A 20,890-nucleotide genomic window follows, 5' to 3' on the forward strand; every position below is an offset into this window, starting at 1 on the left:
TGTCGAGTTAGTGCTGGTTGGCCAGTTCCACGGTCAGGTCGGGCCCCCGCAGGATGAGGATGGCCACCGGGGCCTGCATGAACAGCTGGTAGAGTTCTTTTTCGTTCCGGCTTTTGGAGCGGGCAATTTTGAGGTGGGTGTGGATGCGCGATACCAGCTCGCGGGAGGAGAATGGTTTGATAAGGTAGTCGTCGGCGCCGGCGCCCAGGGCATGGGCCGTGGCTTCCTCGCCGGCCCGGGCCGACAGCAGGATCACGGGCAGGTTGCCGGTGGCGGGGTTGTCCTTGATGGCCTGCAGCAGGCCGAAGCCGTCGAGCCGCGGCATCATGATGTCGCTCAGCACCAGGTCGGGCTTGTGGCGGCGGATGCTTTCCAGGGCGGCCTGCCCGTCGGGGGCGGTTTCCACCCGGAAGTCGCCTTCCAGCAGGTTTTTGACAAAGCCGCACATGTCGGGGTTGTCGTCGGCCAGCAGCACCAGGGGTTTTTCTTCGCCGGCAGGGCCGGTCCGGGACCATTCTTTGGAGCCCTCCGCGGGGCCGGGGGCAATCATTTTTTGGGCCTCCGTTACAAACGGGGCGGCGGCGGCAGGGGCGGCGAACTTTTGGGAGAGCTGGCCGTTGGAAACGCCGAAGGGCAGCGTTACGGTAAAGGTGGAGCCCCGGCCCTGTTCGCTTTCAGCGGTGAGGGTCCCTCCATGGAGCTTGACCAGCTCCTGCACCAGCGCCAGGCCGATGCCCGTGCCCTCGAAGGTGCGGCCCCGGGAGTTCTCTACCCGGTGGAAGCGGTCGAAAATCCGTGGCAGCTCTTCGGGAGCAATGCCTACGCCGGTATCGCTGACCGACAGGCGCACGGCCTGCCCGTGCTCGCGGAGCTCCACGCGGATGGCGCCCTCCAGGGTGTATTTAAAGGCATTGGACAGGAGGTTCAATACGATCTTTTCCCACATTTCGGTGTCCAGGCAAACCGGGCGGGAGAGGGGCGGGCAGTCGACCTGCAGCTGCATGCCGGCGCTTTCGATCACCGATTGAAAGGTACCGGCGATGCCGGCCGTCAGGGAGGGTAGGTCGATGGGTTCGAACTGGGGCTGCAGGCGGCCCGCTTCGATGCGGCTGAAGTCGAGCAGGTTGTTGACCAGGCGCAGCAGCCGTTCGGAATTGCTGTGGGCCAGTTCCAGTTTTTTGCGCTGGTCGTTGGCCAGGTTGCCCTCCGGATGGTTCAGCAGTTCATCCAGGGGCCCCAGCATCAGGGTCAGGGGCGTGCGGAATTCGTGGCTGACATTGCTGAAAAAGACCGTTTTGGCTTTGTCCAGGGCCAGCAGGCTTTCCGCCCGTTTTTTCTCTTCTTCGTACGCCAGGACGTTGTTCAGGTCGGTAGCCACCTGGTCGCAGACCAGGCGGTAAAAGCTTTTGGAGGCGGTGTCGAAGTAGATATGGGGGTTGATGCCGGTGACCAGCAGGGCGGCGGGACGTTTCTGGGCGCCCTGCGCCAGGGGCTGCACCAGCAGGCGGCGGCAGGGCTGGTTCCAGGCGCCGGTGGGCAGCTCGCCGTACTGGCCGAGGCTGTTGGAGGCCGGCACGGTAGTATGCCCCTGGAGGGCCTGGCGAAAGGGTTCGGCCACCAGGTCGTCGCCGGTAAGGTCGATGGAGGCGGGAAAGCCCATGCGGGCCGGCGTGGAGGCCTTCAGTTCGGCCTTCGTGCCGTCTTCCGACACCTGGTAAATAAGGGCAAAGGGAAAATCCTTGTCGTTTTCCTCGAAGGCATGAATGGCTTTGGCATACACGTCGTCCGCCGTGCGGGCCTGCAGGGAGGTCTTTCCGAGGTCGCTGAGGGTTTTCAGGCGGCGGGCGCCGATCACTTTGGAGGAGGTTTCGGTACAGGCGCTGAACACGCCGCCGATACCCGATTCGTCGTGGATGGGGCTGTAAGAAAAGGTGAAATAGCATTCTTCCATGTAGCCGAAGCGGTCGAGCAGCAGCAGTTGGTCTTCCGACCAGGTAGCCTCGCCCCGGTACAGGACCGATTCGAGCATGGGACCGATGATGTCCCAGATCTCGGGCCATACTTTCCGGCCGGGGCAGCCCAGCGCCCTGGGGTGCTTGTCACCCAGGATAAAGCGGTAGGCATCGTTGTAAATCATGGCCAGCTCTTTTCCCCACCAGATAAAAATGGGGAAACGCGAGTTCAGGCACAGGCTTACGGACGTTCGCAAGCTTTGCGGCCAGTTTTCCACAGGTCCGATGCAGGTATTTGCCCAGTCGAGCGAACGGATCAATGCCCCCATCTCCCCGCCTTCCGAAAGAAAGTAGTTGTTTTTCACCTTATTCACCTTGAGTATTCAAATGGTTGGTTCTTAATATGCAGGGTTAACTATGCAAGGATTGTGCAAGGATGGGGCTGAAGGGCGTCTCCCAAGGAAAACTTAAAACCCGTGGGATACGGCTCCTGCTCCGGGACCGGGCACCTAGAACTTAGAACTCAAGTGTGTACTTTTGGGGCATACTATGATGCGTTTCTTTAACCTGAAGAAGATTTCTTTACTGGTCATTCTTTTGTTCTGTTCTTTCCTCCCTGCCGCCCTGGCGCAGTCGAAAACTATCCGGGGGACCATTAAAGATAAGCATAGCGACGAACCGTTGCCCTTCGTTTCGGTGCGGTTCCAGAAATCCGGCATCGGCCTGTTGTCCGATTCTTCGGGCGCCTTTGTACTGACCCTTTCCCACCTCGCTGCCGACACCCTGGAAGTGACCACCGTGGGCTACCAGGACTACAAGGTGCCGGTGGACCCTGCCCAGTTCCGGGGCGACAGCCTGCGGCTCCATATCTCCCTGGAGCGCGGCAAGATCATCACGGGGGTGGTGGTGCGCGCCAAGGGCAACCGGGCCCTGTGGTTCTGGCGCAAGATCGTGCAGCACAAAAAAGACAACGACCGCTACCGGTTTGCCAACTTCTCCTACGAGCTATACAACAAGCTGGAGCTGGACCTAAAAAACATCAACCGCGATAAGCTGGAAGACCGGCGCCTCCTGCGCCCCTTCAATTTTATCCTCGACAACATCGATACCACCGAGGGCGCGCCCTTCCTGCCGGCCTACCTGACCGAGGCGCTTTCGGATTACTACTACCAGAAATCGCCCCTGAAGCGACGCGAAGTGTTCAAGGCCGTCAAGACCATCGGGGTGAACAACGCTTCCGCCTCCCGCCTGCTGGGCGGCATGGACCAGAACGTCAATTTTTACAACAATTACATCGCGGTCTTCGACAAGCAGTTCGTCAGCCCCATCAGCGACCACGGCGACGACTATTACAACTACAAGCTGGCCGACACCCAGTACGTGGCCGGCCGCCGGCTGGTGCACTTCCTGTTCACGCCCCGCCGCAAGGGCACCAACACTTTCGAGGGCGACTGCTGGGTGCACGACAGCACCTTCGCCATCCAGAAGATGACCCTGCGCCTGTCGAAGGAGGCCAACATCAACTACGTCAACATGCTGAGCCTGATCCAGGAGTACCAGCTGCTCGGCGACTCCACCTGGTTCCTTTCCAAGGACAAGTTCGTGGTGGACGTGACCCCCTTCGGCAAGTCGAACCTGGCCTTTATCGGCCGCAAGACCACCACCTACCGCAACATTCGGGTCAACGACCCCCAGGTGACGGCCGAGCTGGCAAAGAACCGCATCCTGGAAGAAACGCACCTGCCCGACGCCGCCATGAACCGCCCCGATTCCTTCTGGTCCGGCTCGCGGCACGAAGGGCTGAACCGTAACGAGCAGGGCATCTATACCATGATCGACTCGATGATGAAAGTGCCGGCTTTTAAGACCTATACCGAGGCCATCAACTTTATCGGCACCGGCTATATGAACCTGGGCAACTACCAGATCGGCCCCTGGCAGAACTGGATCTTTTCCAACTCGCTGGAGGGCACCCGCCTGCGCTTCGACCTGGGAACGAACCACCGCTTCAGCGACAAGTTTTATTTCCACGGCTACGGCGCCTACGGCTTCGGCGACCGCAAATGGAAGGGCCAGGTGGACGGCATGTGGCTGTTGCAGAAGCATCCCCGCATGTACCTGTACGGCCAGTACCTCAACGATTTTGATTACGGGCAGAACTATTACGACGAGATCAGCACGGACAACATTTTTGCCATGTCGATCCGCAAAAGCGGGGTGCCCTTCAAGTTCATCCGCCTGAAGGAGCAGCGGCTGGACTTTTTCAAAGAATGGGACCCGGGCATTTCGGTGTTGCTGTCCTCGCGCCGCAAGCAGTACGACCCTATGCGTCACCTGCCGGAAAAATCTTATTTCCAAACCAAGGAGGGCGAGGCCATGAACACTTTTGAAACCTCGGTGCGGCTGCGCTTTGCGTACCTCGAAAAATTCCTGGAGGGCGATTTCCTGCGCCTCAGCCTGGGCAGCCCGCTGCCCATAGCCGAGGTAAAATACACCCGGGGCATTTCAGGGGTGCTGAACAGCAGCTACGACTACCACAAACTCAGCGGCAGCGTCAGCGATTACATCAAGGTGCCGCCGTTCGGCACCCTCTACGTGAACATCTTTGGCGGCAAAACCTTCGGTACGCTGCCCTACACGTTCCTGGACATAGCGCCGGGCAACGAGATCTATTATTACAACCGCTACGCCTTCAACATGATGAACCGCTACGAGTACATCCACGACCGGTACGCGGGCTTCAACGTGGAGCATACCTTCGGCAACGGCATTTTCCGCTTCACGCCGCTGACCCGCAAGCTGCGGTTCCGCCAGTTCTGGACGGCCAAAGGGTTGTGGGGCACCCTGAACGAGGAGAACAAGGCCCTGAACTACGTAGGCGATTACCCTTTCCGCTCGCTGGACGGCAAACGCTACCTGGAGCTGGGCACCGGCGTGGACAACATTTTGAAAGTGCTGCGGGTGGACTTCGTGTGGCGGGTGCTGCCACGGTCCGTTCCTGCCGCCAACGGCGCCAGTGCGGGTGCCGCCCAGCGGTTTGGGGTGTTCGGCTCTTTCCGCCTGGCCTTCTAACGAAAGGGAATTGGTTAATTTGTTAATTGGGATATGAGGAGGAAACCATCCTAAAGCAATAAAGAAAAAGGGATACTGGTAAAAAACCGGTGTCTCTTTTTTTATTAAAGCATTTCCCCGTACCCAATTAACCAATTAACCAATTCCCTAATTCCTTATTCTTATACGGTACAAATGTTGCACATACCCTAGCCCCACGGGCTTTACTCACTAAATTTCAGGTTCTATATGGCAGATTTTTTTTCCGACCTGTTCGGCGCTCCGAAAATTCCTATGGCCTCCCTGGACAAGATACAAAGCGATGCACCCAATATCATTGTGTGGGCGGCGCCGGTGATGTTTTTTTTCGTGCTCCTGGAATGGCTCATCGCCCGCTGGCAGCACCGCGACCTGTACGAGAAAAAGGAAACCATCGGCTCTATCCTGGTGGGCCTGGGCAACGTGGCCATCAATACCACCCTGAAGGTGACGATGCTGTACCTCTACATCCTGCTGTACAACTGGCTGCCCTGGCGGATGCACCTGAACTGGTGGACCTTCCTGCCCTGCTATATCCTGTTCGACCTGTGCAGCTACTGGGCCCACCGCATTTCCCACGAACAGCGGTTCTGGTGGGCGACGCATGTGGTGCACCACAGTTCGGAGCACTACAACCTGACGGTTTCCTTCCGCCTGAGCTGGGTGCAGAACCTCAAGCTTATATTCTTCCTGCCCGTGGCCCTTATCGGCTTTCACCCCATCGTCTTTTTCGTAGTTAACCAGATCGCCGTGCTCTTCCAGTTCTGGGTGCATACCGAGTACATCCGGAAGCTGCATCCCTTCATCGAGTACCTCTTTGCCACCCCTTCGAACCACCGGGTGCACCATGGCTCGCAGGAGAAGTACATCAACAAGAATTACGGGCCGACCTTCATCATCTGGGACCGGATGTTCGGCACCTACCAGGCCGAGGACGAGCCCGCCGTATATGGCCTCACCCATAATATCGGGCACAAGGCCAACCCGTTGTACATCAACTTCCACGAATACATGGACATCTGGAAGGACCTGAAACAGGCCCGGGGTTTCCGGAAAAAATGGTTTTACGTATTTGGCGATCCCATCGCTATTGCGCAGGAAAAGGAGCGGGACCAGCAGGCCCGGGAAGCGAGCCGGGCGGCAGAAACCGGGGCGCCGGTGACGGTAACCGGCAGCCTGCCGCTAGCCGGAAAGGAAGGCACACAGGTTTCGGGCCGGCGGGATAACCTGCCGGCGGGTCCTGTAAGCTGAGCGGCTGCCCGGGGCGTTGTTTACCCGAAAACCAGCAACAGCGCCATCAGGAACAGTACCAGGAGAACAGCAAAAATAAACGCAGCTTTCATCCTTACGTGTTTTGCGGCGGTGAATACATTTGTTTCCAGGAAAAGGGCGCAAAATATGCGCCACTTCAATCCCGCCGACCCCTTCCTGCTGCCCGGCGGTTCCGGTCCGGGACGCTGGACCAGTATTTGGAACAGGCAAGAAGTACATGAAAAAAGTAATCGTTTTTCTCCTGGTGGTCGTGGGGGTGGTGCTGGCGGCTTACCTGCTGTTCCTGGAGGCCCTGGCGCCTGCGGGCAGTATGCCTGCGGTAGAGGCTGCCCGGTCGCCGGTGGCGGTTCTCGATCCCAAGCCCCGGCTGATGGCCCGCCTGAAGGATATGGTAACGGACGGATCGAAGGGGTTGTACCGGTTGTCGCTTGACGACCTGCAGGTGGATGTGGCGGGGCAAAGCGTCACGTTGGTGAATGTGTCCCTGCAGCCCGATTCGGCGGTGCTGGCCCGCCTGGAGGAGCGGCAGGAAGCCCCGGACGACGTGGTGGCCCTGCGGCTGCGGTCTTTCCGCGTGGACGGCCTGGGCCTCAGCGACCTGTTGACCCGGAAAACCATTGACCTGGATACGCTGCGCCTGTTGCAGCCGGAGCTGACCGTGTACCACCGAAAGCAGCCCTACAACTCCAGCCGAAAGGATTCGCTGACGCTGCAACAGCGGCTGGCAAAGCACCTGGAGCGTTTTTCCGTAAAAAAGATCATCGTGCAAGAGGGAAGCATCGTGCACCAGCACCTTGCCCGGGGCCAGGCCTCCCGCTTTACCGGTCTGGACATTCGCCTGACCGACCTGCTGATCGACTCGACCACCCGGGACGCAAAGGACCGGTTCCTGTTCGCCAAAGATGCCTCCCTTTCCTTTCGCAATTATTCGATGCCGGTGGGGGGCAAGCTCTACCGGCTTACTTTGGGAGCAGTGCGGCTGGACGCCGCCCGGCGCCAATTAACGGTGCGCGACCTTTCTTTTACGCCCCGTTACAGTAAGGAGCGGTTTGCCCGGGCGGCAGGGGGACACCGCAAGGAACGCTACCGGGTAACGGTTTCCAGGCTCCGCCTGCAGCAGGTCGACTGGCAGCGCCTGCTGCGGGAAGACGGCTTATCGGCCGCAGCGGTGACCATCAGCCGTCCCCGGGTAGCGATTTACCTCGACCGCACCCTGCCGCCTTCTCCCTCCCGGAAGGCCGTGTTTCCCCACCAGTTGCTGATGCAGCTGCCGTTCCCGGTAGAGGTGCCGCGGGTGGAGGTGGAAAACGGCGAGGTGGTGTACGAGGAGCGGAGTCCCCAATCGGGACAAACCGCCAGCATACGCTTTGACCGGATCCGGGGGCAGGTGCGGCCGCTTTCCAACCGGCCAAAGGGCCGGAAGCGGGGCGCGATCGTCTGTACGGCGGGTGCCCGCGTCCAGGGCGTCACGCCCCTGGAGGCCCGGTTCCGGTTCGACCTGTCCCGCCACCGTCAGGGCGCCTTTTCGGTCGCCTTCGACCTGGGCGCCTTTGACGGGGCTTTAGTCAACAGTTTTGCGGAGCCGCTGGGGCTGATGTCCGTAAAAAGCGGCCGGGCCCGCCGCCTGGAGGCCCGCCTGGACGGCAACAACCGGCAGGCTTCCGGCAAGGTGCTGCTGTTGTACGATGACCTGCATATTTCGGCCTTAAAGAAAGGGGAGGAGGGGGAGCTGAAAAAGAAAAGGCTGTTCAGTAAGCTGGCCAATGTCCTGGTGATCAAGGACCACAATCCTTCCGGAGACGACCCTCCCCGTGCACCTGAATGCGTGTACCAAAAGGAACCAGGCGATTCCTTTTTCAACCTGATCTGGAAAACGGTGCTCACCGGCATGCTCAAAACGATCGGCGCGCCGGAGAAGCTGGCGAAGTGAGCCCCCGTGCCGGTGCTCACCTTTACGAGTGTACACGTTTACGAATTCACGAGTTCGTTGGTTCGCAGAGCGGTTGTACGCCAGGCGCCTTAATAGGTCGCCAATCCGCCCTTCAGGTTGTAGATGTTGATATGTGGGTATTGTTTCCTGATGATATTCAATGCCTTGCGGGAGCGGGTGCCCGACTGGCAGTGTACTACTGTTCGCTTTAACGGGTCGATCTCGTGGAGGCGCTGCTCCAGTTCGGACAGGGGCAGAAGTCGGCCGCCAATGTTCCGGGCGGCATATTCGGCGGCTTCCCGCACATCGAGGAGCTGGAGGGGTTCCTGCTCCAGCCAGTGCCGGAGGGTGGCGCCGTCCACCTCGTCGGGCGCCACGGTACAGGCATGGTGGTAAGTGCCCAGGCCGGAGAGCTGCCGGTTGGCGGCATCGCCTTCAAAGGCAAAGGAGTGGACGTTGTTCGTCAGCAGGTCGAACTGGAGCAGTTGCCCGCTCAGCGGTTCGCCTGTTCCCGTCAGCACCTTGATGGCTTCGGTGGCCTGCCAGCAACCGATGATGCCCGGCAGCACGCCCAGCACCCCGATCTCGCCGCAGGCCGGCATTTCGCCCTCCGCCGGCGGCTCGGGAAACAGGCAGCGGTACGTGGGGCCGCCCTTCCAGTTGAAGACCGACACCTGCCCGGTAAACTTGAAAATAGCCCCGTACACCAGCGGCCGGTCCAGCAACACACAGGCATCATTGAGGAGGTAGCGGGTGGCAAAGTTGTCCGAACCATCCACCACGAGGTCGTAATCCTTGATGAGGGCCAGGGCATTGCCGGGATGGATCCTTTCGGTCAGGGCGGTAATGCCGATCTGGTCGTTGAGCTGCAACAGGCGGTCCCGGGCCGCCTGGGCCTTGGGCCTGCCGGTATCGGCCACGCTGAACAGCACCTGGCGCTGCAGGTTGGACAGGGCCACGGTATCGTCGTCCATGATGCCGAGATGGCCTACGCCCGCAGCGGCCAGGTACAGCAGCACCGGGCAGCCGAGGCCGCCGGCGCCGATCACCAGCACCCTTGCCTTTTTGAGTTTTTCCTGGGCCTGCGGCCCAAAGCCCTCCAGCATCAGGTGCCGGCTGTACCGTTGTTGTTCGATTTCTGAGAAGGAAGTCATTGGTCAATGGGCATTGGTCATCAGTTCTTGGAGACTGTACCCCCTTTGCCTTTTACATTCTATAATTTACATTTTACATTTCCGCAAGGCTGTGGTCCCAGTCCTTCCAGACCGGCTCGTAGCCCTGCCGGCGGATGAGGTCTGCGATCTCGGCGGGGGAACGCTCGTCGCTGATCTCAAACTGCTCCAGCGACTGGGGCTCCACCACGTATCCACCCGGATTGGTTTTGGAACCGGCGCTCATGGAGGTGATGCCCAGCTTTAGCACGTTGTTGCGGAACTTTTCGTTTTCGCGGGTCGACAGCGACAGCTCCACCTCTTCGTTCAGGATGCGGTAGGCGCAGATCAGCTGCACCAGCTCGCGGTCCGACATCTCCACCTTGGGCGGAAGGCCGCCGGAAAAGGGCCGCAGCCGCGGAAAGGAAATTGAATACTTCGTTTTCCAATAGGTCTTTTCCAAATAACGCAGGTGCAGGGCCGTAAAGAACGAGTCGGTCCGCCAGTCCTCCAGGCCGATGAGCACGCCCAGTCCGATCTTGTGGATGCCGGCCCGGCCCAGGCGGTCGGGAGTTTCCACGCGGTAGGCGAAATTGCTCTTCTTGCCCTTGGGGTGGTGCTTTTTGTAGTCCTCGCGGTGGTAGGTTTCCTGGTACACCAGCACGGTGTTCAGGCCGTGCTGCACCAGCTCGGCGTATTCCGCTTCGTCCATGGGCTGCACTTCCATACCGATGTGGGAAAAGTGGGGCCGGATGAGGTCGAGTGCCTTTTTAAAGTAGTCGACGCCCACCGTCCGCCAGGCCTCGCCGGTCACCAGCAGCACATGGTGGTAACCCATGGCCTTGATGGCTTCCACCTCGCGCAGGATCTCACCGCCCGCAAGGGTGCGGCGGGGCAGTTTGTTATCAAAACTGAAGCCGCAATAGGTGCAGATGTTCTGGCACTCGTTCGACAGGTAGAGCGGCACGTACATCTGGATGGTCTTGCCGAAGCGCTTCTGGGTCAGGTGGTGGCTGAGGGCTGCCATCTGTTCGAGGTAGGGAGCGGCGGCGGGGGAGACCAGGGCCTTGAAATCCTCCAGGTCGCGGGTGCTTTTGTGCAGGGCCCGCTCCACGTCGGCGGCGGTCTTGGCGTAGATGCTTTCCTTTACCTCGTTCCAGTCGAAGGTTTCAAATAAGGAGTAAAAGCTCATAGTTCTTCTAAAAATGCGGTGAACGGACTGCTGGCTTCGGCCTGTTGCAGGGGCCGGGCCAGCCGGGCTTCGAAGGCGGTGCGGCCGGCTTCCACGGCCTGGCGGAAGGCCCGGGCCATGGCAACGGGATGTTGCGAGACCGCGATGGCCGTATTGACCAGCACGGCATCTGCACCGAGCTCCAGGGCTTTGGCCGCGTCGGATGGGGCGCCGATGCCCGCATCCACCACTACCGGAACGGTGCTTTGCTCGATGATGATCTCCAGGAAATCGAGGGTGCGCAGGCCTTTGTTGCTGCCGATGGGCGAACCCAGGGGCATAACGGCGGCCACGCCCACCTCTTCCAGGCGCTTGCACAGTACCGGGTCGGCATGGATATAAGGCAGGACCACAAAGCCCAGCTTTACCAGTTCTTCCGCCGCCTTCAGGGTTTCCACACCGTCGGGCATCAGGTACTTGGGATCGGGATGGATCTCGAGTTTCAGCCAGTTGGTTTCCAGGGCTTCGCGGGCCAGCTGGGCCGCAAAGACGGCTTCTTTGGCGGTGCGGACGCCCGAGGTGTTGGGCAGCAGGCTGAACTGCGGATGGTGCAGGTGGCTCAAAATATCGTCCTGCCCGTTTTCCAGGTCCACCCGTTTGAGGGCCACGGTGACCAGTTCGGACCCGCTTTCCAGCAGGGCCTCTTCCATCAGCTCGGGGCGGCTGAACTTGCCCGTGCCGGTAAACAGGCGCGAGCGGAAAGTTTTATCGGCAATGGTTAACATACTGCTTCGGTTTGTTGGGTGGGAAAGAGGCGGTACAGGCTGTCCACCGTCTGGCGGCGGTCCGTCGCCTGGGCAATGAGCCCGGACACGGCAACACCGTAGACGCCCGCTTGCAGCAGGCCCGGGATGTCGGCCAGCTCGATGCCGCCGATGGCGATCAGGGGCAGGGCAATATCGAATGTTGCACATTGTTGCAAAATATTGCGGTAGCCGTCGAGGCCCAGCACCGGGCTCAGCTTTTTCTTGGTGGTGGTGAACCGGTAGGGGCCCACGCCCACGTAGTTGGCGCCGTCGGCATAGTGCTGCCGGATGTCTTCAAAAGTGTTGGCGGTGCCGCCGATGATCATGCGGTCGCCCACGAGGGCGCGGGCTTTGGCTACCGGCATGTCTTCCTTGCCCAGATGCAGGCCGTAGGCGCCGATGGCGGCGGCCACTTCGGGAAAGTCGTTGATGATGAGCCTGGCTTCGTGGCGGTCGCAGATGGCCTTGGCTTCACGGGCCAGCAGCAGCACCTCGTTTTGCGGTTGTTCCTTAACGCGCAGCTGTATCCATTTTACGCCCGCTGCGCATGCCCCCTCAATGCCGTCAATATGCGAAACGGCATCGCTTTGCTGTGATATATATTGAATTCGGTTGATCATTATTGATAATTCGTTGGTCTGTTAGCGTGAATTAAATAAAATTTATATTTGTAGTGCAGCGCCCAATACCCAATTAACTAATGAACCCATTAACTGACTCCCTCCACATGGCGGCCCAGTAAACCCGGGCGGGAGGAGAGAAAGCGCTCCATGTACCGCTTGCTTCGCCGGCAGGCTTCGTCCAGCGGGTAGCCTTTGGCCAGGTGGGCGCAGAGGGCGGACGAGAGCACGCAGCCCGACCCATGCTTCGGCGAAACCGGCGCTTCCAGGGGGGCAAAGGCCCGCTTTTCGCCCCCTTGGTACAGGTAGTCCGTGCCGGGCTGTTCTTCGCAATGGCCGCCCTTGCGGTAGACCAGGGTAGAGGCCGACAGGGCCAGCGCCCGCTCTTCCTGCCCGAAAAGGATCCCGAATTCGGGCAGGTTGGGCGTTACCAGCTGGAGGGCGGACAACAGTTCTTCCACCGGGCTGCCGTTGTCGAAAAAGTCGAAGCCCGAGGACGACCGCAGCACGGGATCCCAAACGATAAAGGCCTGGGGCCGCTGCTGCCGGATAAAGGCCGTGATCTGCCGCAGGTCGTCGCCACTGCGCACGATGCCGATCTTGAAAAAGTCCACCGGGAAGCGCTCCAGCAGGGCGGCGGTTTGTTCCAGCACCGTGGCCACGGGCAGCCAGTCCACCCGCTTTACAGAGCGATCGTTCTGGATGGTGTTGGCGCTGAGGACCCCGAAGCCGCTCACCCCCAAGCTTTCGAAGGTTTTGATATCGGCCAGTACCCCGGCGCCCCCGCTGGGGTCGAAGCCGGCAATGCTGAGGGCGTAAGGTTCGTCATGCTTCATTTTAGAAAAAATTAGTTCAGCTAAGGATCTGCAGGACCGTTTTCAGCCGTTCGGCGGCCCGGGCCGGTTCGTTCCAGAGGTAGCCCAGCAGGGCCGCGCCATAGTAGCCCATGGCCCGTACCCGGTGCAGGTTTTTATCGGTAATGCCGCCCAGGGCAAAAAGCCGTTGGCTTTTCAACGGTTCCGGTACCTGGTGCAGGGCGGAGTTTTGTGCATAACCGCTCTTGGAAAGGGAATCGAAGACCGGGCTGACGAACAGGTAATCGCACAGGGGCGCCGCTGCTTCGGCTTCGGCCCAATGGTGCACCGAGCAGGACAGGGATATACCCCCGCCCGGAGCCCCGCCCAGTTGGCCCAACGAGCAATGCAGGCCGCCGAGGCCCGCGGCCACCGCCACTTCCGGCTGGTGGTGCACCACCAGCCGGTGACGCCACCGGGGCGCAACGGCCTGCGCCAGCTGCAGCAGCCGATCCTTCGGCCAGCCGGGCTTGCGCAGGTGCAGCCGCTGCAGCCCCTGGCGCAGCAACTGCTCGTACAGCTCCGTTTCGCCCGGCAGCTCGCCCGGGGGCGTAATGACGATGATCCGGTCCATGGCTGATCCCTTCTGTTATAAATAGAGTTCGGCGCCGGCCTTTTTGAATTCTTCCGACATCTCCCTCAGGCCTTCCGTCAGCACGCCTTCTTCGCTGTTCAGGCCTTTTTCCTCGGCATACTTGCGTACGTCCTGGGTGATCTTCATGCTGCAGAAATGCGGACCGCACATCGAGCAGAAGTGGGCGATCTTGGCGCCTTCTGCCGGCAGGGTTTCGTCGTGGTATTCGCGGGCGGTATCGGGGTCCAGCGACAGGTTGAACTGGTCCTGCCAGCGGAATTCAAACCGGGCTTTGCTCAGGGCGTTGTCGCGGTACTGGGCGCCGGGGTGGCCCTTGGCCAGGTCGGCTGCGTGGGCCGCCAGCTTGTAGGTGATCACGCCGTCTTTCACGTCTTTTTTATTGGGCAGGCCCAGGTGTTCCTTGGGCGTTACATAGCACAGCATGGCCGTACCGAACCAGCCGATCATGGCGGCGCCGATAGCGGAGGTGATGTGGTCGTAGCCGGGAGCGATGTCGGTGGTCAGGGGGCCAAGGGTGTAAAAGGGCGCCTCGTGGCATTCCTTCAGCTGCTTGTCCATGTTTTCCTTGATCAGGTGCATGGGCACGTGGCCGGGGCCTTCGATCATCACCTGCACGTCGTGCTTCCAGGCAATTTTGGTCAGCTCGCCCAGGGTTTCCAGCTCGGCAAACTGGGCGGCATCGTTGGCGTCGGCAATGGAGCCGGGGCGCAGGCCGTCGCCCAGCGAAAAGCTGACGTCGTAGGCCTTCATGATGTGGCAGATCTCTTCAAAATGGGTATAGAGGAAGTTTTCCTTGTGGTGGGCCAGGCACCATTTGGCCATGATGGACCCGCCGCGGGAAACGATGCCGGTAACTCTTTTGGCGGTGAGGGGTACATAGCGCAGCAGCACGCCGGCATGGATGGTAAAATAGTCCACGCCCTGTTCGGCCTGTTCGATGAGCGTATCGCGAAAAATCTCCCAGGTCAGGTCCTCGGCCTTACCGTTCACCTTTTCCAGGGCCTGGTAGATGGGCACGGTACCGATGGGCACGGGCGAGTTGCGGATAATCCATTCGCGGGTTTCGTGGATGTTCTTGCCGGTGGAGAGGTCCATGACGGTATCGGCGCCCCAGCGGGTAGCCCACACCATTTTTTCCACTTCTTCCTCGATGCTGGAGGAGACCGCCGAGTTGCCGATGTTGGCATTGATCTTCACCAGGAAATTGCGGCCGATGATCATGGGCTCGGATTCGGGGTGGTTGATGTTGGCGGGGATAATGGCCCGGCCGGCAGCGATCTCGTCGCGTACGAATTCGGGGGTAATAAAGGAAGCCGGGGTGTTGGCGCCGAAGCTGTAGCCTTTATGCTGCTGCCAGAGCGGGCTTCCTTCCTCCTGCAGCTCCTGCAGGCGCTGGTTCTCGCGGATGGCGATGTATTCCATTTCGGGGGTGATGATGCCCTGTTTGGCATAGTGCAGCTGGGTAACGTTTTTGCCTTCTTTGGCGCAGAGCGGCTTTTGCAGGTGGGCGAAGCGCAGCTCGTCGAGGCTTTTGTCGGCCAGGCGGCCCTGTCCGTATTCGGAGGTAATGGCGGGCAGCTCTTCCACATCGCCGCGTTCGCGGATCCACTGCTCCCGCAGGCGGGGCAGGCCCTGGCGCACGTCGATGTCCACGGCGGGGTCGGTATACGGGCCGCTGGTATCATAAACGGTAACCGGCGGGTTCTGTTCGCGGGTGCCGTTGAATTTGTCGTGCGTTTCCTGCAGGCTGATCTCCCGCATGGCTACGCAGATGTTGTGCAGGCGTCCCGGTACATAAATTTTCTGGGAACCGGCAAACGGGGCACGCGAGATGATGCCCTCGCCGGGAGTCTTGTCTTTTTTCATGAATTGAAGATTTTCTCGTGAACGGTGTAAGGTGGTGAATGGGGATTGGTTCATTGGAATTAGGGGAGGCCCCAACAGCCATAACGTAAACCAACTGTGAACGCTTAACTCTGGAACTTTGGAACTCAGGAACTCTGGAACTGTTTATCCCCCCTGCGTGGCATGGATGATCACGACCTTGTCGTTGGGGTAAAGGGGATAGACGGACCAGGCGGCGCGGGCGACCACTTTGTTGTTGACGGCTACGGCGATGCCTTTTTTTTCTGCCAGTTCTTTTTGCAGTAAAAGCGTGTGCAGCGACGTATTTTCTTCCAGGAAAACAGGCTGATTGTTGATAAGTACCTCCATAGAAAAAAGTTTACTTCAGGAGGCACCGTAAAGCACGAGTGTCTGCTACTTTTCCCTTCGCAGGCATTATCCTGATCAGGTAGAAAGGGTATGATCTCAGCCCTGTGGGCACCCCTAAAGTGTATGTAGGATTCAAATGTATAGAAAGATTGATTACGGGGTCAAATTTTTTTCTGGAGAAGATGGGGGCGAAAGCCCCGGCCTTGCCGGCAAAAAAGCGAATTTAACCAACTGCCACCAGCTCCTAAGACAGAATAATTATATATTCTATAAACTATAAATATATCTTGCGGTACGACCCTGCCGGCTATTTCTGCCGCCTTCCGGAACTCGTAAACCCGTAAACTTTCCCGGTGCATCGTAACTTGTAGGCAATTGCCGCCTATGCTGGAACGGAAGCATTTGGTAAAGTTCATCCATAAACGATGCGAGCGCATCCGGAACTGCCTACGGGTATACAGTTGGGGACAGGACCCCGAAGCCCTGCACGTGCTGCGGGTGGAGGTGAAAAAGCTGAAGGCGGTGGTGCAGCTGCTGAACGCCTGCTGCCCCCGCCCGGGCCGCCGGGCACAGCTCCACGGCCTCCGGCAGATCTATGCACAGGCCGGCCTGATCCGGACGGCCCAGGTCAACGAAAAACTGCTGCAGGCTTACCATCTGCACAACGACGCTTTTGAGCGGCAGCAGGCCGCCATCCTTGCCGAAGAGCCGCTCCGCTTTTGTTCCCGGGCCAAAGCCTACCGCCACCGGGTGCGCCGGGCCGGCCAGGATCTTGCCGCCCGGGCTACGAGTATAAAAAATGCCTGTATCCTGGAACTTTTCCGCCAGCGCCTCGACGAGCTGCACCGCTTCTTTACGGGGGACTTCACAGCCGAAGGCCTGCACGAGCGCCGCAAAACCCTGAAAACCCTGCTGTTCCTTCATTCCCTGTTGCCGGCTGCCCTGGCGGAATCCCTTCACCTGGATCTTTCCTGGCTGGACAGCCTCCAGGAGCGGATCGGCCGCTGGAACGATACCGACCAGGCTCTTCGCCTCCTGTCGGAAAACGCCCTGGCCGGCGAGGAGCTCCTCGCCGCGTTGCGGCAGGAGCAGGCCGCCCGGTTGCGGGAGGTGGCGGTGCTGGCAAGAGATTTTCAGCCGGTAAGCATAGGGTGAACGGGCCGTAGGCAAGGGGAAAGGGAGCATTGGTAATGAGGGAAGTGGGTATTGCCTGTTGGGCTGTTTCGGCTCTTCGGATAAATCATCAACCATGAATAAACCATTTTTCATGTTCCTCTGCCTGCTTTGGGCGGTGGGCTTTTCTTCCGTGCAGGCCCAGGAACCACCGGTGATCCAGGACTCGCTGGTGCAGGTCAATCCCGTCTTCGCGGTCAACCGCTATTACGAGCTGCTGAAGAACCACGACCCCATCAGTTACCTGGCTTACCCGCATATTACCCCTTTGGTCAAACGTCAGCGCGAGCTGCAAAACGGAGAGGGCAAAAACGGCTACTGGTTCGAAGGGCACCTCACCAACCGCTTTACCATCTACCGCGGTAAATATTACAGCCGTCCCTTTTTTCAGCGCCTGCGCTTCACCTTCGATGTAGGCATGATGCCCCGCCTGACCCGGGATACGTCCAACCCTCTGCTGCCTTATAACAACCGGTTCGGCCTGGGGCTGGACTTTTCCCTGAACCGTGTCAGCAACCAGCCGGTCGCTGCCCGGGGGCGGTTGTGGACCACCCTGCAGCTGCACCATCTTTCCAACGGCCAGGCCGATTCGTTTTTCGTGGCCGGGAATGGAAAACGGAATAATTACCGGGGAGGGGACTTCAGTACCAACTACTACCGCGTGTTGCTGAACTATGCCCGGCTGGTTGGGAGGCGGAGCCTGGTATCGTCGGGGCTGGGCTACCAGCAGGAGATCAATATCGGGGGACCGCTGCTCCTGAGTCCCGAACTGAAAGGGTATTACGGCCTGCAGCGGCTGCTGTTCCATTTCCAGTGGATGCGCCCTTCCCGCCTGACCACCCAAACCTACCGCAACCTTTCCTCGCCCCAAAAGGACTCGGTCCGCATCCTGCGCCGCCGCCGCCTGGCCTGCCGCACCGAACTGGAGTATATTAGAGACGACCTGTCCTTGTTTCCCGGCAACCGCAAATACCGGCTCGCCGGCCACCAATACCTTACCTACATGCCCTCCGTCAGTAACGACCTCGGCTTCCTGCTGCACCTCTACGCCGGCCGCGACTACCTGAACATCCGCTTCGACGACGTGGTGTTTATTGCCCAGGCGGGCGTGTTTGTGCGCATACGATAGTTTACGAGTTCCTCACGGGCGCCGGCAACTCGTAAACCCGTAAACTTGTAAACTTCTATTCTCGGACTATTTCTTAATGAGGGATTTCGCCTCCGTAATGAGGCAGTTCGCCCGGCTGGAGAAGGTTTGCTGTTGGTCGGAATCGAGGGTGATAATGATGGGTTTGGGGGTGCCCGTCAGGGTGATGGACGTTATTTTTTGGGTGGCCAGCCGCTGCAGGATGGAGGGGGTGGTGGGCACGTTTTTGAACGTTACCTGGAAAATGCCGTTGCAGTTCATGGCGCCGCTGTTGCGAAATGTGGATTTGGAGGCTTTTCCTTCGTAGGTGATCACCGCCGTGGACTCTTCGTCGAAACAGGGCGACTCGCCCGTGCGCTTCAGCGAAAACAGCAGGTTGATCTCCTTCGCATCCGCGTCCAGGGATAGCAGGGTGGCATGGCCGCCTTCGTTAAAAGACATAAAACCCGTAGACAGGCGGGGCTCCTGGCTGAATTTGTCCACCTCCTTCTTCAAGGGGCAATCCTGCGCCAGGGAGGCCAGGGGCAGGCAAATCAAGGCAATAAAAAGTTGTTTCATGTTAGGTTATTAGGCTTAAAATATATTACTTAGCTAAAGTAAACCATCAATCGGCTTTGCCGGCCAGTAACTACCGGGCGACGGGCCCGGGGGAAATAAATATAAATTTTTAAAATAAAAGCAACTGATGATAACTGTAAAAGACATTCTTGCCAGCAAAGTTCGGGCAAACAATTTTATTGAGCCGACGGCTTTGGTGGTTGATGCCCTGAAATTACTGCATTCGGTCAACCGGAGCTACCTGATCGTCCAGGAAAACGAAACATTTGTAGGAATTTTTTCCGAAAGGGATTACACCCGCCGGGTGTTCCTGGAAGGCCGCTCCAGCACCGACACCCGGGTGCAGGAGGTAATGGCCACCGACCTGCCCCATGTGGACCTGGCGGCTACCGTGGAAGACTGCATGAACCTGATGACCAACCACGGCTCCCGCTACGTGCTGGCGTTCGACAACCGGGAGGAGTTCGCCGGTGTGATCACCAGCCACGACCTCATGCGGCAGATCATCGCCATCATTTCCAATAAGGAAGGCCTGTTCGACAAGAGCCTGGCCTCGGCCTTCATCGATAAGGATGAAAGCGGTCTTATTTATTAAGGCCCCCCGTCCCCTTTACCTTCATTCCCGAAATTTTTAGAGCCGGAACCCCCTTCCGGCTTTTTTTATGCCCGGCCCCAGCCGTTTGTTCCCTTTCTTTGACGCTCAATTTTTACTTATGATCGATAACCGACTCGCCCAGATGTCCTGGATCCTGATCCTGGCCTTTTTTACTTCCTGCGCCGGCCTTTCCAAGAAAAGCGCGGCCCCGGCTTCCGATGCCTGGAGCGCCCTGCCGGCCCTGCTGCAGCAGATCGTTCCGCCCACCTTCCCCGATAAGGATTTTGACATTACCCGTTACGGGGCCGTCGGCAACGGCAGCGCCGACTGCTCCGAAGCCATCCGTAAGGCCATCGAAGACTGCAACCGCCAGGGCGGCGGCAGGGTAGTGGTGCCCGCCGGCAACTACTTTTCCGGTCCCATCCACCTGAAAAGCAACGTCAACCTGCACCTGGTAAAGGGGGCGAAAATCTCCTTTTCCACCGATCCCAACCGCTACCTGCCGCTGGTGTACACCCGCTGGGAGGGGATAGAACTGATGAACTATTCGCCCCTGATCTATGCCTTTGAACAAAAGAATATCGCCCTCACCGGCGAAGGCGTCCTCGACGGCCGGGGCTCCGACTCCACCTGGTGGCCCTGGAAAGGACAAAGCCACTACGGCTGGAAGAAAGGCATGCCCAGCCAGAACGATAAGGCCAACCGCCCCACCCTGTTCGCCATGGCCGAAAGAGATGTGCCGGTAGCCGAGCGGCGCTTTGGACCGGGTTATTACCTGCGCCCCCAGTTTGTGCAGCCCTATCGCTGCCAAAACGTGCTGATCGAAGGCGTCACCCTGCTGAATTCGCCCATGTGGGTGCTGAATCCCGTGCTGTGCACCAATGTCACCATCCGGAAGGTAACCGTACAAAGCGAGGGCCCCAACTCCGACGGCTGCGACCCGGAATCCTGCAAGAATGTGCTGATCCGGGATTGTTATTTTAATACGGGTGACGACTGCATCGCCATAAAATCCGGCCGGAACCGCGACGGCCGGAAGATCAACATCCCCAGCGAGAACATCGTAATCCAGGGTTGCTCCATGGCCAACGGGCACGGGGGCGTGGTCATCGGCAGCGAGATCTCCGGCGGTGTGCGCAACGTGTTTGCGGAAGACTGCAAGATGAATTCGCCGCTGCTCGACAGGGCCCTACGGATCAAAACCTCTTCGGCACGGGGAGGCACCACCGAAAACGTGTATTTGCGCAATATAGAAGTAGGACAGGTAAAGGAGCAGGTGATCATCGCCACCATGCACTACGAAGATTCGGGCGCCCATATGCCCGTTATCCGCAACATCGAGGTGCGCAACATGAAGGTGCAGCAGGGCGGAAAGACGGGGGTGCTGCTGGAAGGGTACCCCCAGTCGCCGGTACAGAACCTGCGGCTGATAAACGTGGAGATCAACGGGGTGCAGGTGCCCTACCGGTTCTCCCACGCCCGGGGGATCACGTTTGATAACGTAACCATCAACGGGGAAAAAGTAAAATTATAAGCCGCAAAAAAAAGATCGGGTTGTTATAAACTCTGCAGTAAAACCCTTACATTGGGGAAGCTCTGCAATAAGAACGGCCCCTCCCGGCCTAAGTGCAGCTACGGGAGGGGCCGTACCCGTAATATAGCATTCCCCTTAGCAGTCAGGGTGAATAACTAGGTGATTATGTAAGAGTTATTACAGGATAACGCCTAAAAAGCCTCTCAGGTAAACTCTTAGTAATTAATA

At 59.0% G+C, this 20,890-nt stretch carries 17 protein-coding genes and 1 riboswitch; of the genes, 7 read left to right on the forward strand and 10 right to left on the reverse strand.

Annotated elements, in window-relative coordinates; translation table 11 throughout:
- Window positions 1-7: 7 nt before the first annotated feature.
- Window positions 8-2,326, reverse strand: coding sequence for an ATP-binding protein (locus V9K67_RS10390; protein WP_336722124.1), 2,319 nt, complete (start codon window positions 2,324-2,326; stop codon window positions 8-10).
- A gap of 175 nt (window positions 2,327-2,501) precedes the next feature.
- Here V9K67_RS10390 and V9K67_RS10395 point away from each other — a divergent pair, with 175 nt between their 5' ends.
- The 3 genes from V9K67_RS10395 to V9K67_RS10405 all read left to right on the forward strand — a co-directional run bounded on the left by V9K67_RS10395 (window position 2,502) and on the right by V9K67_RS10405 (window position 8,244).
- On the forward strand, window positions 2,502-5,024 hold the full coding sequence (locus V9K67_RS10395; protein ID WP_336722125.1) for a DUF5686 family protein: 2,523 nt from the start codon (window positions 2,502-2,504) through the stop codon (window positions 5,022-5,024).
- Window positions 5,025-5,252: 228 nt separating this feature from the next.
- A complete protein-coding gene (locus V9K67_RS10400) occupies window positions 5,253-6,293 on the forward strand; it encodes a sterol desaturase family protein (RefSeq protein WP_336722127.1) in 1,041 nt (346 codons plus the stop codon).
- 238 nt (window positions 6,294-6,531) lie between these two features.
- Window positions 6,532-8,244 (forward strand): hypothetical protein, encoded by a 1,713-nt coding sequence (locus V9K67_RS10405; RefSeq protein WP_336722128.1) that lies wholly within the window; start codon window positions 6,532-6,534, stop codon window positions 8,242-8,244.
- 89 nt (window positions 8,245-8,333) lie between these two features.
- Here the strand turns inward: V9K67_RS10405 and moeB are convergent, their stop codons facing one another.
- The 8 genes from moeB to thiS form a co-directional block, all read right to left on the reverse strand.
- Window positions 8,334-9,398, reverse strand: coding sequence for a molybdopterin-synthase adenylyltransferase MoeB (moeB, locus tag V9K67_RS10410; RefSeq protein ID WP_336722130.1), 1,065 nt, complete (start codon window positions 9,396-9,398; stop codon window positions 8,334-8,336).
- Between the two features lie 73 nt (window positions 9,399-9,471).
- Window positions 9,472-10,587, reverse strand: a complete 1,116-nt coding sequence (thiH, locus tag V9K67_RS10415) for a 2-iminoacetate synthase ThiH (RefSeq protein ID WP_336722132.1) — start codon at window positions 10,585-10,587, stop codon at window positions 9,472-9,474.
- A complete protein-coding gene (locus V9K67_RS10420) occupies window positions 10,584-11,351 on the reverse strand; it encodes a thiazole synthase (protein WP_336722133.1) in 768 nt (255 codons plus the stop codon). The genes thiH and V9K67_RS10420 overlap by 4 nt, the downstream gene beginning before the upstream one ends.
- Window positions 11,345-11,992 carry a thiamine phosphate synthase gene (locus V9K67_RS10425; protein ID WP_336722135.1) on the reverse strand — a complete coding sequence of 216 codons (648 nt, stop codon included), beginning with the start codon at window positions 11,990-11,992 and terminating at the stop codon, window positions 11,345-11,347. Before V9K67_RS10425 ends, V9K67_RS10420 begins: the two co-directional genes overlap by 7 nt.
- Before the next feature lie 89 nt (window positions 11,993-12,081).
- A complete protein-coding gene (locus V9K67_RS10430; protein ID WP_336722136.1) occupies window positions 12,082-12,828 on the reverse strand; it encodes a hydroxymethylpyrimidine/phosphomethylpyrimidine kinase in 747 nt (248 codons plus the stop codon).
- Window positions 12,829-12,844: 16 nt separating this feature from the next.
- Window positions 12,845-13,420, reverse strand: coding sequence for a thiamine phosphate synthase (locus V9K67_RS10435; protein ID WP_336722137.1), 576 nt, complete (start codon window positions 13,418-13,420; stop codon window positions 12,845-12,847).
- Between the two features lie 15 nt (window positions 13,421-13,435).
- Window positions 13,436-15,307, reverse strand: a complete 1,872-nt coding sequence (thiC, locus tag V9K67_RS10440) for a phosphomethylpyrimidine synthase ThiC (RefSeq protein ID WP_336722138.1) — start codon at window positions 15,305-15,307, stop codon at window positions 13,436-13,438.
- Window positions 15,308-15,451: 144 nt separating this feature from the next.
- Window positions 15,452-15,655 (reverse strand): sulfur carrier protein ThiS, encoded by a 204-nt coding sequence (thiS, locus tag V9K67_RS10445; RefSeq protein WP_336722140.1) that lies wholly within the window; start codon window positions 15,653-15,655, stop codon window positions 15,452-15,454.
- A 35-nt stretch (window positions 15,656-15,690) separates the two neighbouring features.
- Window positions 15,691-15,781, reverse strand: a riboswitch (TPP riboswitch).
- 258 nt (window positions 15,782-16,039) lie between these two features.
- Between thiS and V9K67_RS10450 the strand changes: the two genes are divergently transcribed.
- Together V9K67_RS10450 and V9K67_RS10455 are read left to right on the forward strand one after the other, a co-directional pair.
- The gene (locus V9K67_RS10450; protein WP_336722141.1) at window positions 16,040-16,810 is read left to right on the forward strand and encodes a CHAD domain-containing protein; all 771 of its coding nucleotides are present in this window, start codon (window positions 16,040-16,042) and stop codon (window positions 16,808-16,810) included.
- Window positions 16,811-16,904: 94 nt separating this feature from the next.
- Window positions 16,905-17,957: a hypothetical protein gene (locus V9K67_RS10455; protein WP_336722142.1), complete on the forward strand. Its 1,053-nt coding sequence runs from the start codon at window positions 16,905-16,907 to the stop codon at window positions 17,955-17,957.
- A gap of 66 nt (window positions 17,958-18,023) precedes the next feature.
- On the opposite strand, the gene V9K67_RS10460 is transcribed toward V9K67_RS10455, so the two are convergent.
- A complete protein-coding gene (locus V9K67_RS10460) occupies window positions 18,024-18,533 on the reverse strand; it encodes a hypothetical protein (RefSeq protein WP_336722144.1) in 510 nt (169 codons plus the stop codon).
- A 127-nt stretch (window positions 18,534-18,660) separates the two neighbouring features.
- On the opposite strand from V9K67_RS10460, the gene V9K67_RS10465 reads away from it, so the two are divergent.
- Together V9K67_RS10465 and V9K67_RS10470 are read left to right on the forward strand one after the other, a co-directional pair.
- Window positions 18,661-19,128, forward strand: coding sequence for a CBS domain-containing protein (locus V9K67_RS10465; RefSeq protein WP_336722145.1), 468 nt, complete (start codon window positions 18,661-18,663; stop codon window positions 19,126-19,128).
- Between the two features lie 118 nt (window positions 19,129-19,246).
- Entirely contained in the window at window positions 19,247-20,662 is a 1,416-nt protein-coding gene (locus tag V9K67_RS10470; RefSeq protein ID WP_336722147.1) for a glycoside hydrolase family 28 protein, read from the forward strand.
- Window positions 20,663-20,890 lie beyond the last annotated feature (228 nt).

Source organism: Huijunlia imazamoxiresistens (genome assembly GCF_037132455.1).
In the GTDB taxonomy this organism is placed as follows: Bacteria; Bacteroidota; Bacteroidia; order Chitinophagales; family Chitinophagaceae; genus Flavisolibacter; species Flavisolibacter imazamoxiresistens.

Bases quoted from the DNA above. Each gene is read 5' to 3' on its own strand.
- V9K67_RS10395 (WP_336722125.1), top strand. From the start codon at position 2,502: ATGATGCGTTTCTTTAACCTGAAGAAGATTTCTTTACTGGTCATTCTT.
- V9K67_RS10400 (WP_336722127.1), top strand. From the start codon at position 5,253: ATGGCAGATTTTTTTTCCGACCTGTTCGGCGCTCCGAAAATTCCTATG.
- V9K67_RS10405 (WP_336722128.1), top strand. From the start codon at position 6,532: ATGAAAAAAGTAATCGTTTTTCTCCTGGTGGTCGTGGGGGTGGTGCTG.
- moeB (WP_336722130.1), bottom strand. From the start codon at position 9,398: ATGACTTCCTTCTCAGAAATCGAACAACAACGGTACAGCCGGCACCTG.
- thiH (WP_336722132.1), bottom strand. From the start codon at position 10,587: ATGAGCTTTTACTCCTTATTTGAAACCTTCGACTGGAACGAGGTAAAG.
- V9K67_RS10420 (WP_336722133.1), bottom strand. From the start codon at position 11,351: ATGTTAACCATTGCCGATAAAACTTTCCGCTCGCGCCTGTTTACCGGC.
- V9K67_RS10425 (WP_336722135.1), bottom strand. From the start codon at position 11,992: ATGATCAACCGAATTCAATATATATCACAGCAAAGCGATGCCGTTTCG.
- V9K67_RS10430 (WP_336722136.1), bottom strand. From the start codon at position 12,828: ATGAAGCATGACGAACCTTACGCCCTCAGCATTGCCGGCTTCGACCCC.
- V9K67_RS10435 (WP_336722137.1), bottom strand. From the start codon at position 13,420: ATGGACCGGATCATCGTCATTACGCCCCCGGGCGAGCTGCCGGGCGAA.
- thiC (WP_336722138.1), bottom strand. From the start codon at position 15,307: ATGAAAAAAGACAAGACTCCCGGCGAGGGCATCATCTCGCGTGCCCCG.
- thiS (WP_336722140.1), bottom strand. From the start codon at position 15,655: ATGGAGGTACTTATCAACAATCAGCCTGTTTTCCTGGAAGAAAATACG.
- V9K67_RS10450 (WP_336722141.1), top strand. From the start codon at position 16,040: ATGCTGGAACGGAAGCATTTGGTAAAGTTCATCCATAAACGATGCGAG.
- V9K67_RS10455 (WP_336722142.1), top strand. From the start codon at position 16,905: ATGAATAAACCATTTTTCATGTTCCTCTGCCTGCTTTGGGCGGTGGGC.
- V9K67_RS10460 (WP_336722144.1), bottom strand. From the start codon at position 18,533: ATGAAACAACTTTTTATTGCCTTGATTTGCCTGCCCCTGGCCTCCCTG.
- V9K67_RS10465 (WP_336722145.1), top strand. From the start codon at position 18,661: ATGATAACTGTAAAAGACATTCTTGCCAGCAAAGTTCGGGCAAACAAT.
- V9K67_RS10470 (WP_336722147.1), top strand. From the start codon at position 19,247: ATGATCGATAACCGACTCGCCCAGATGTCCTGGATCCTGATCCTGGCC.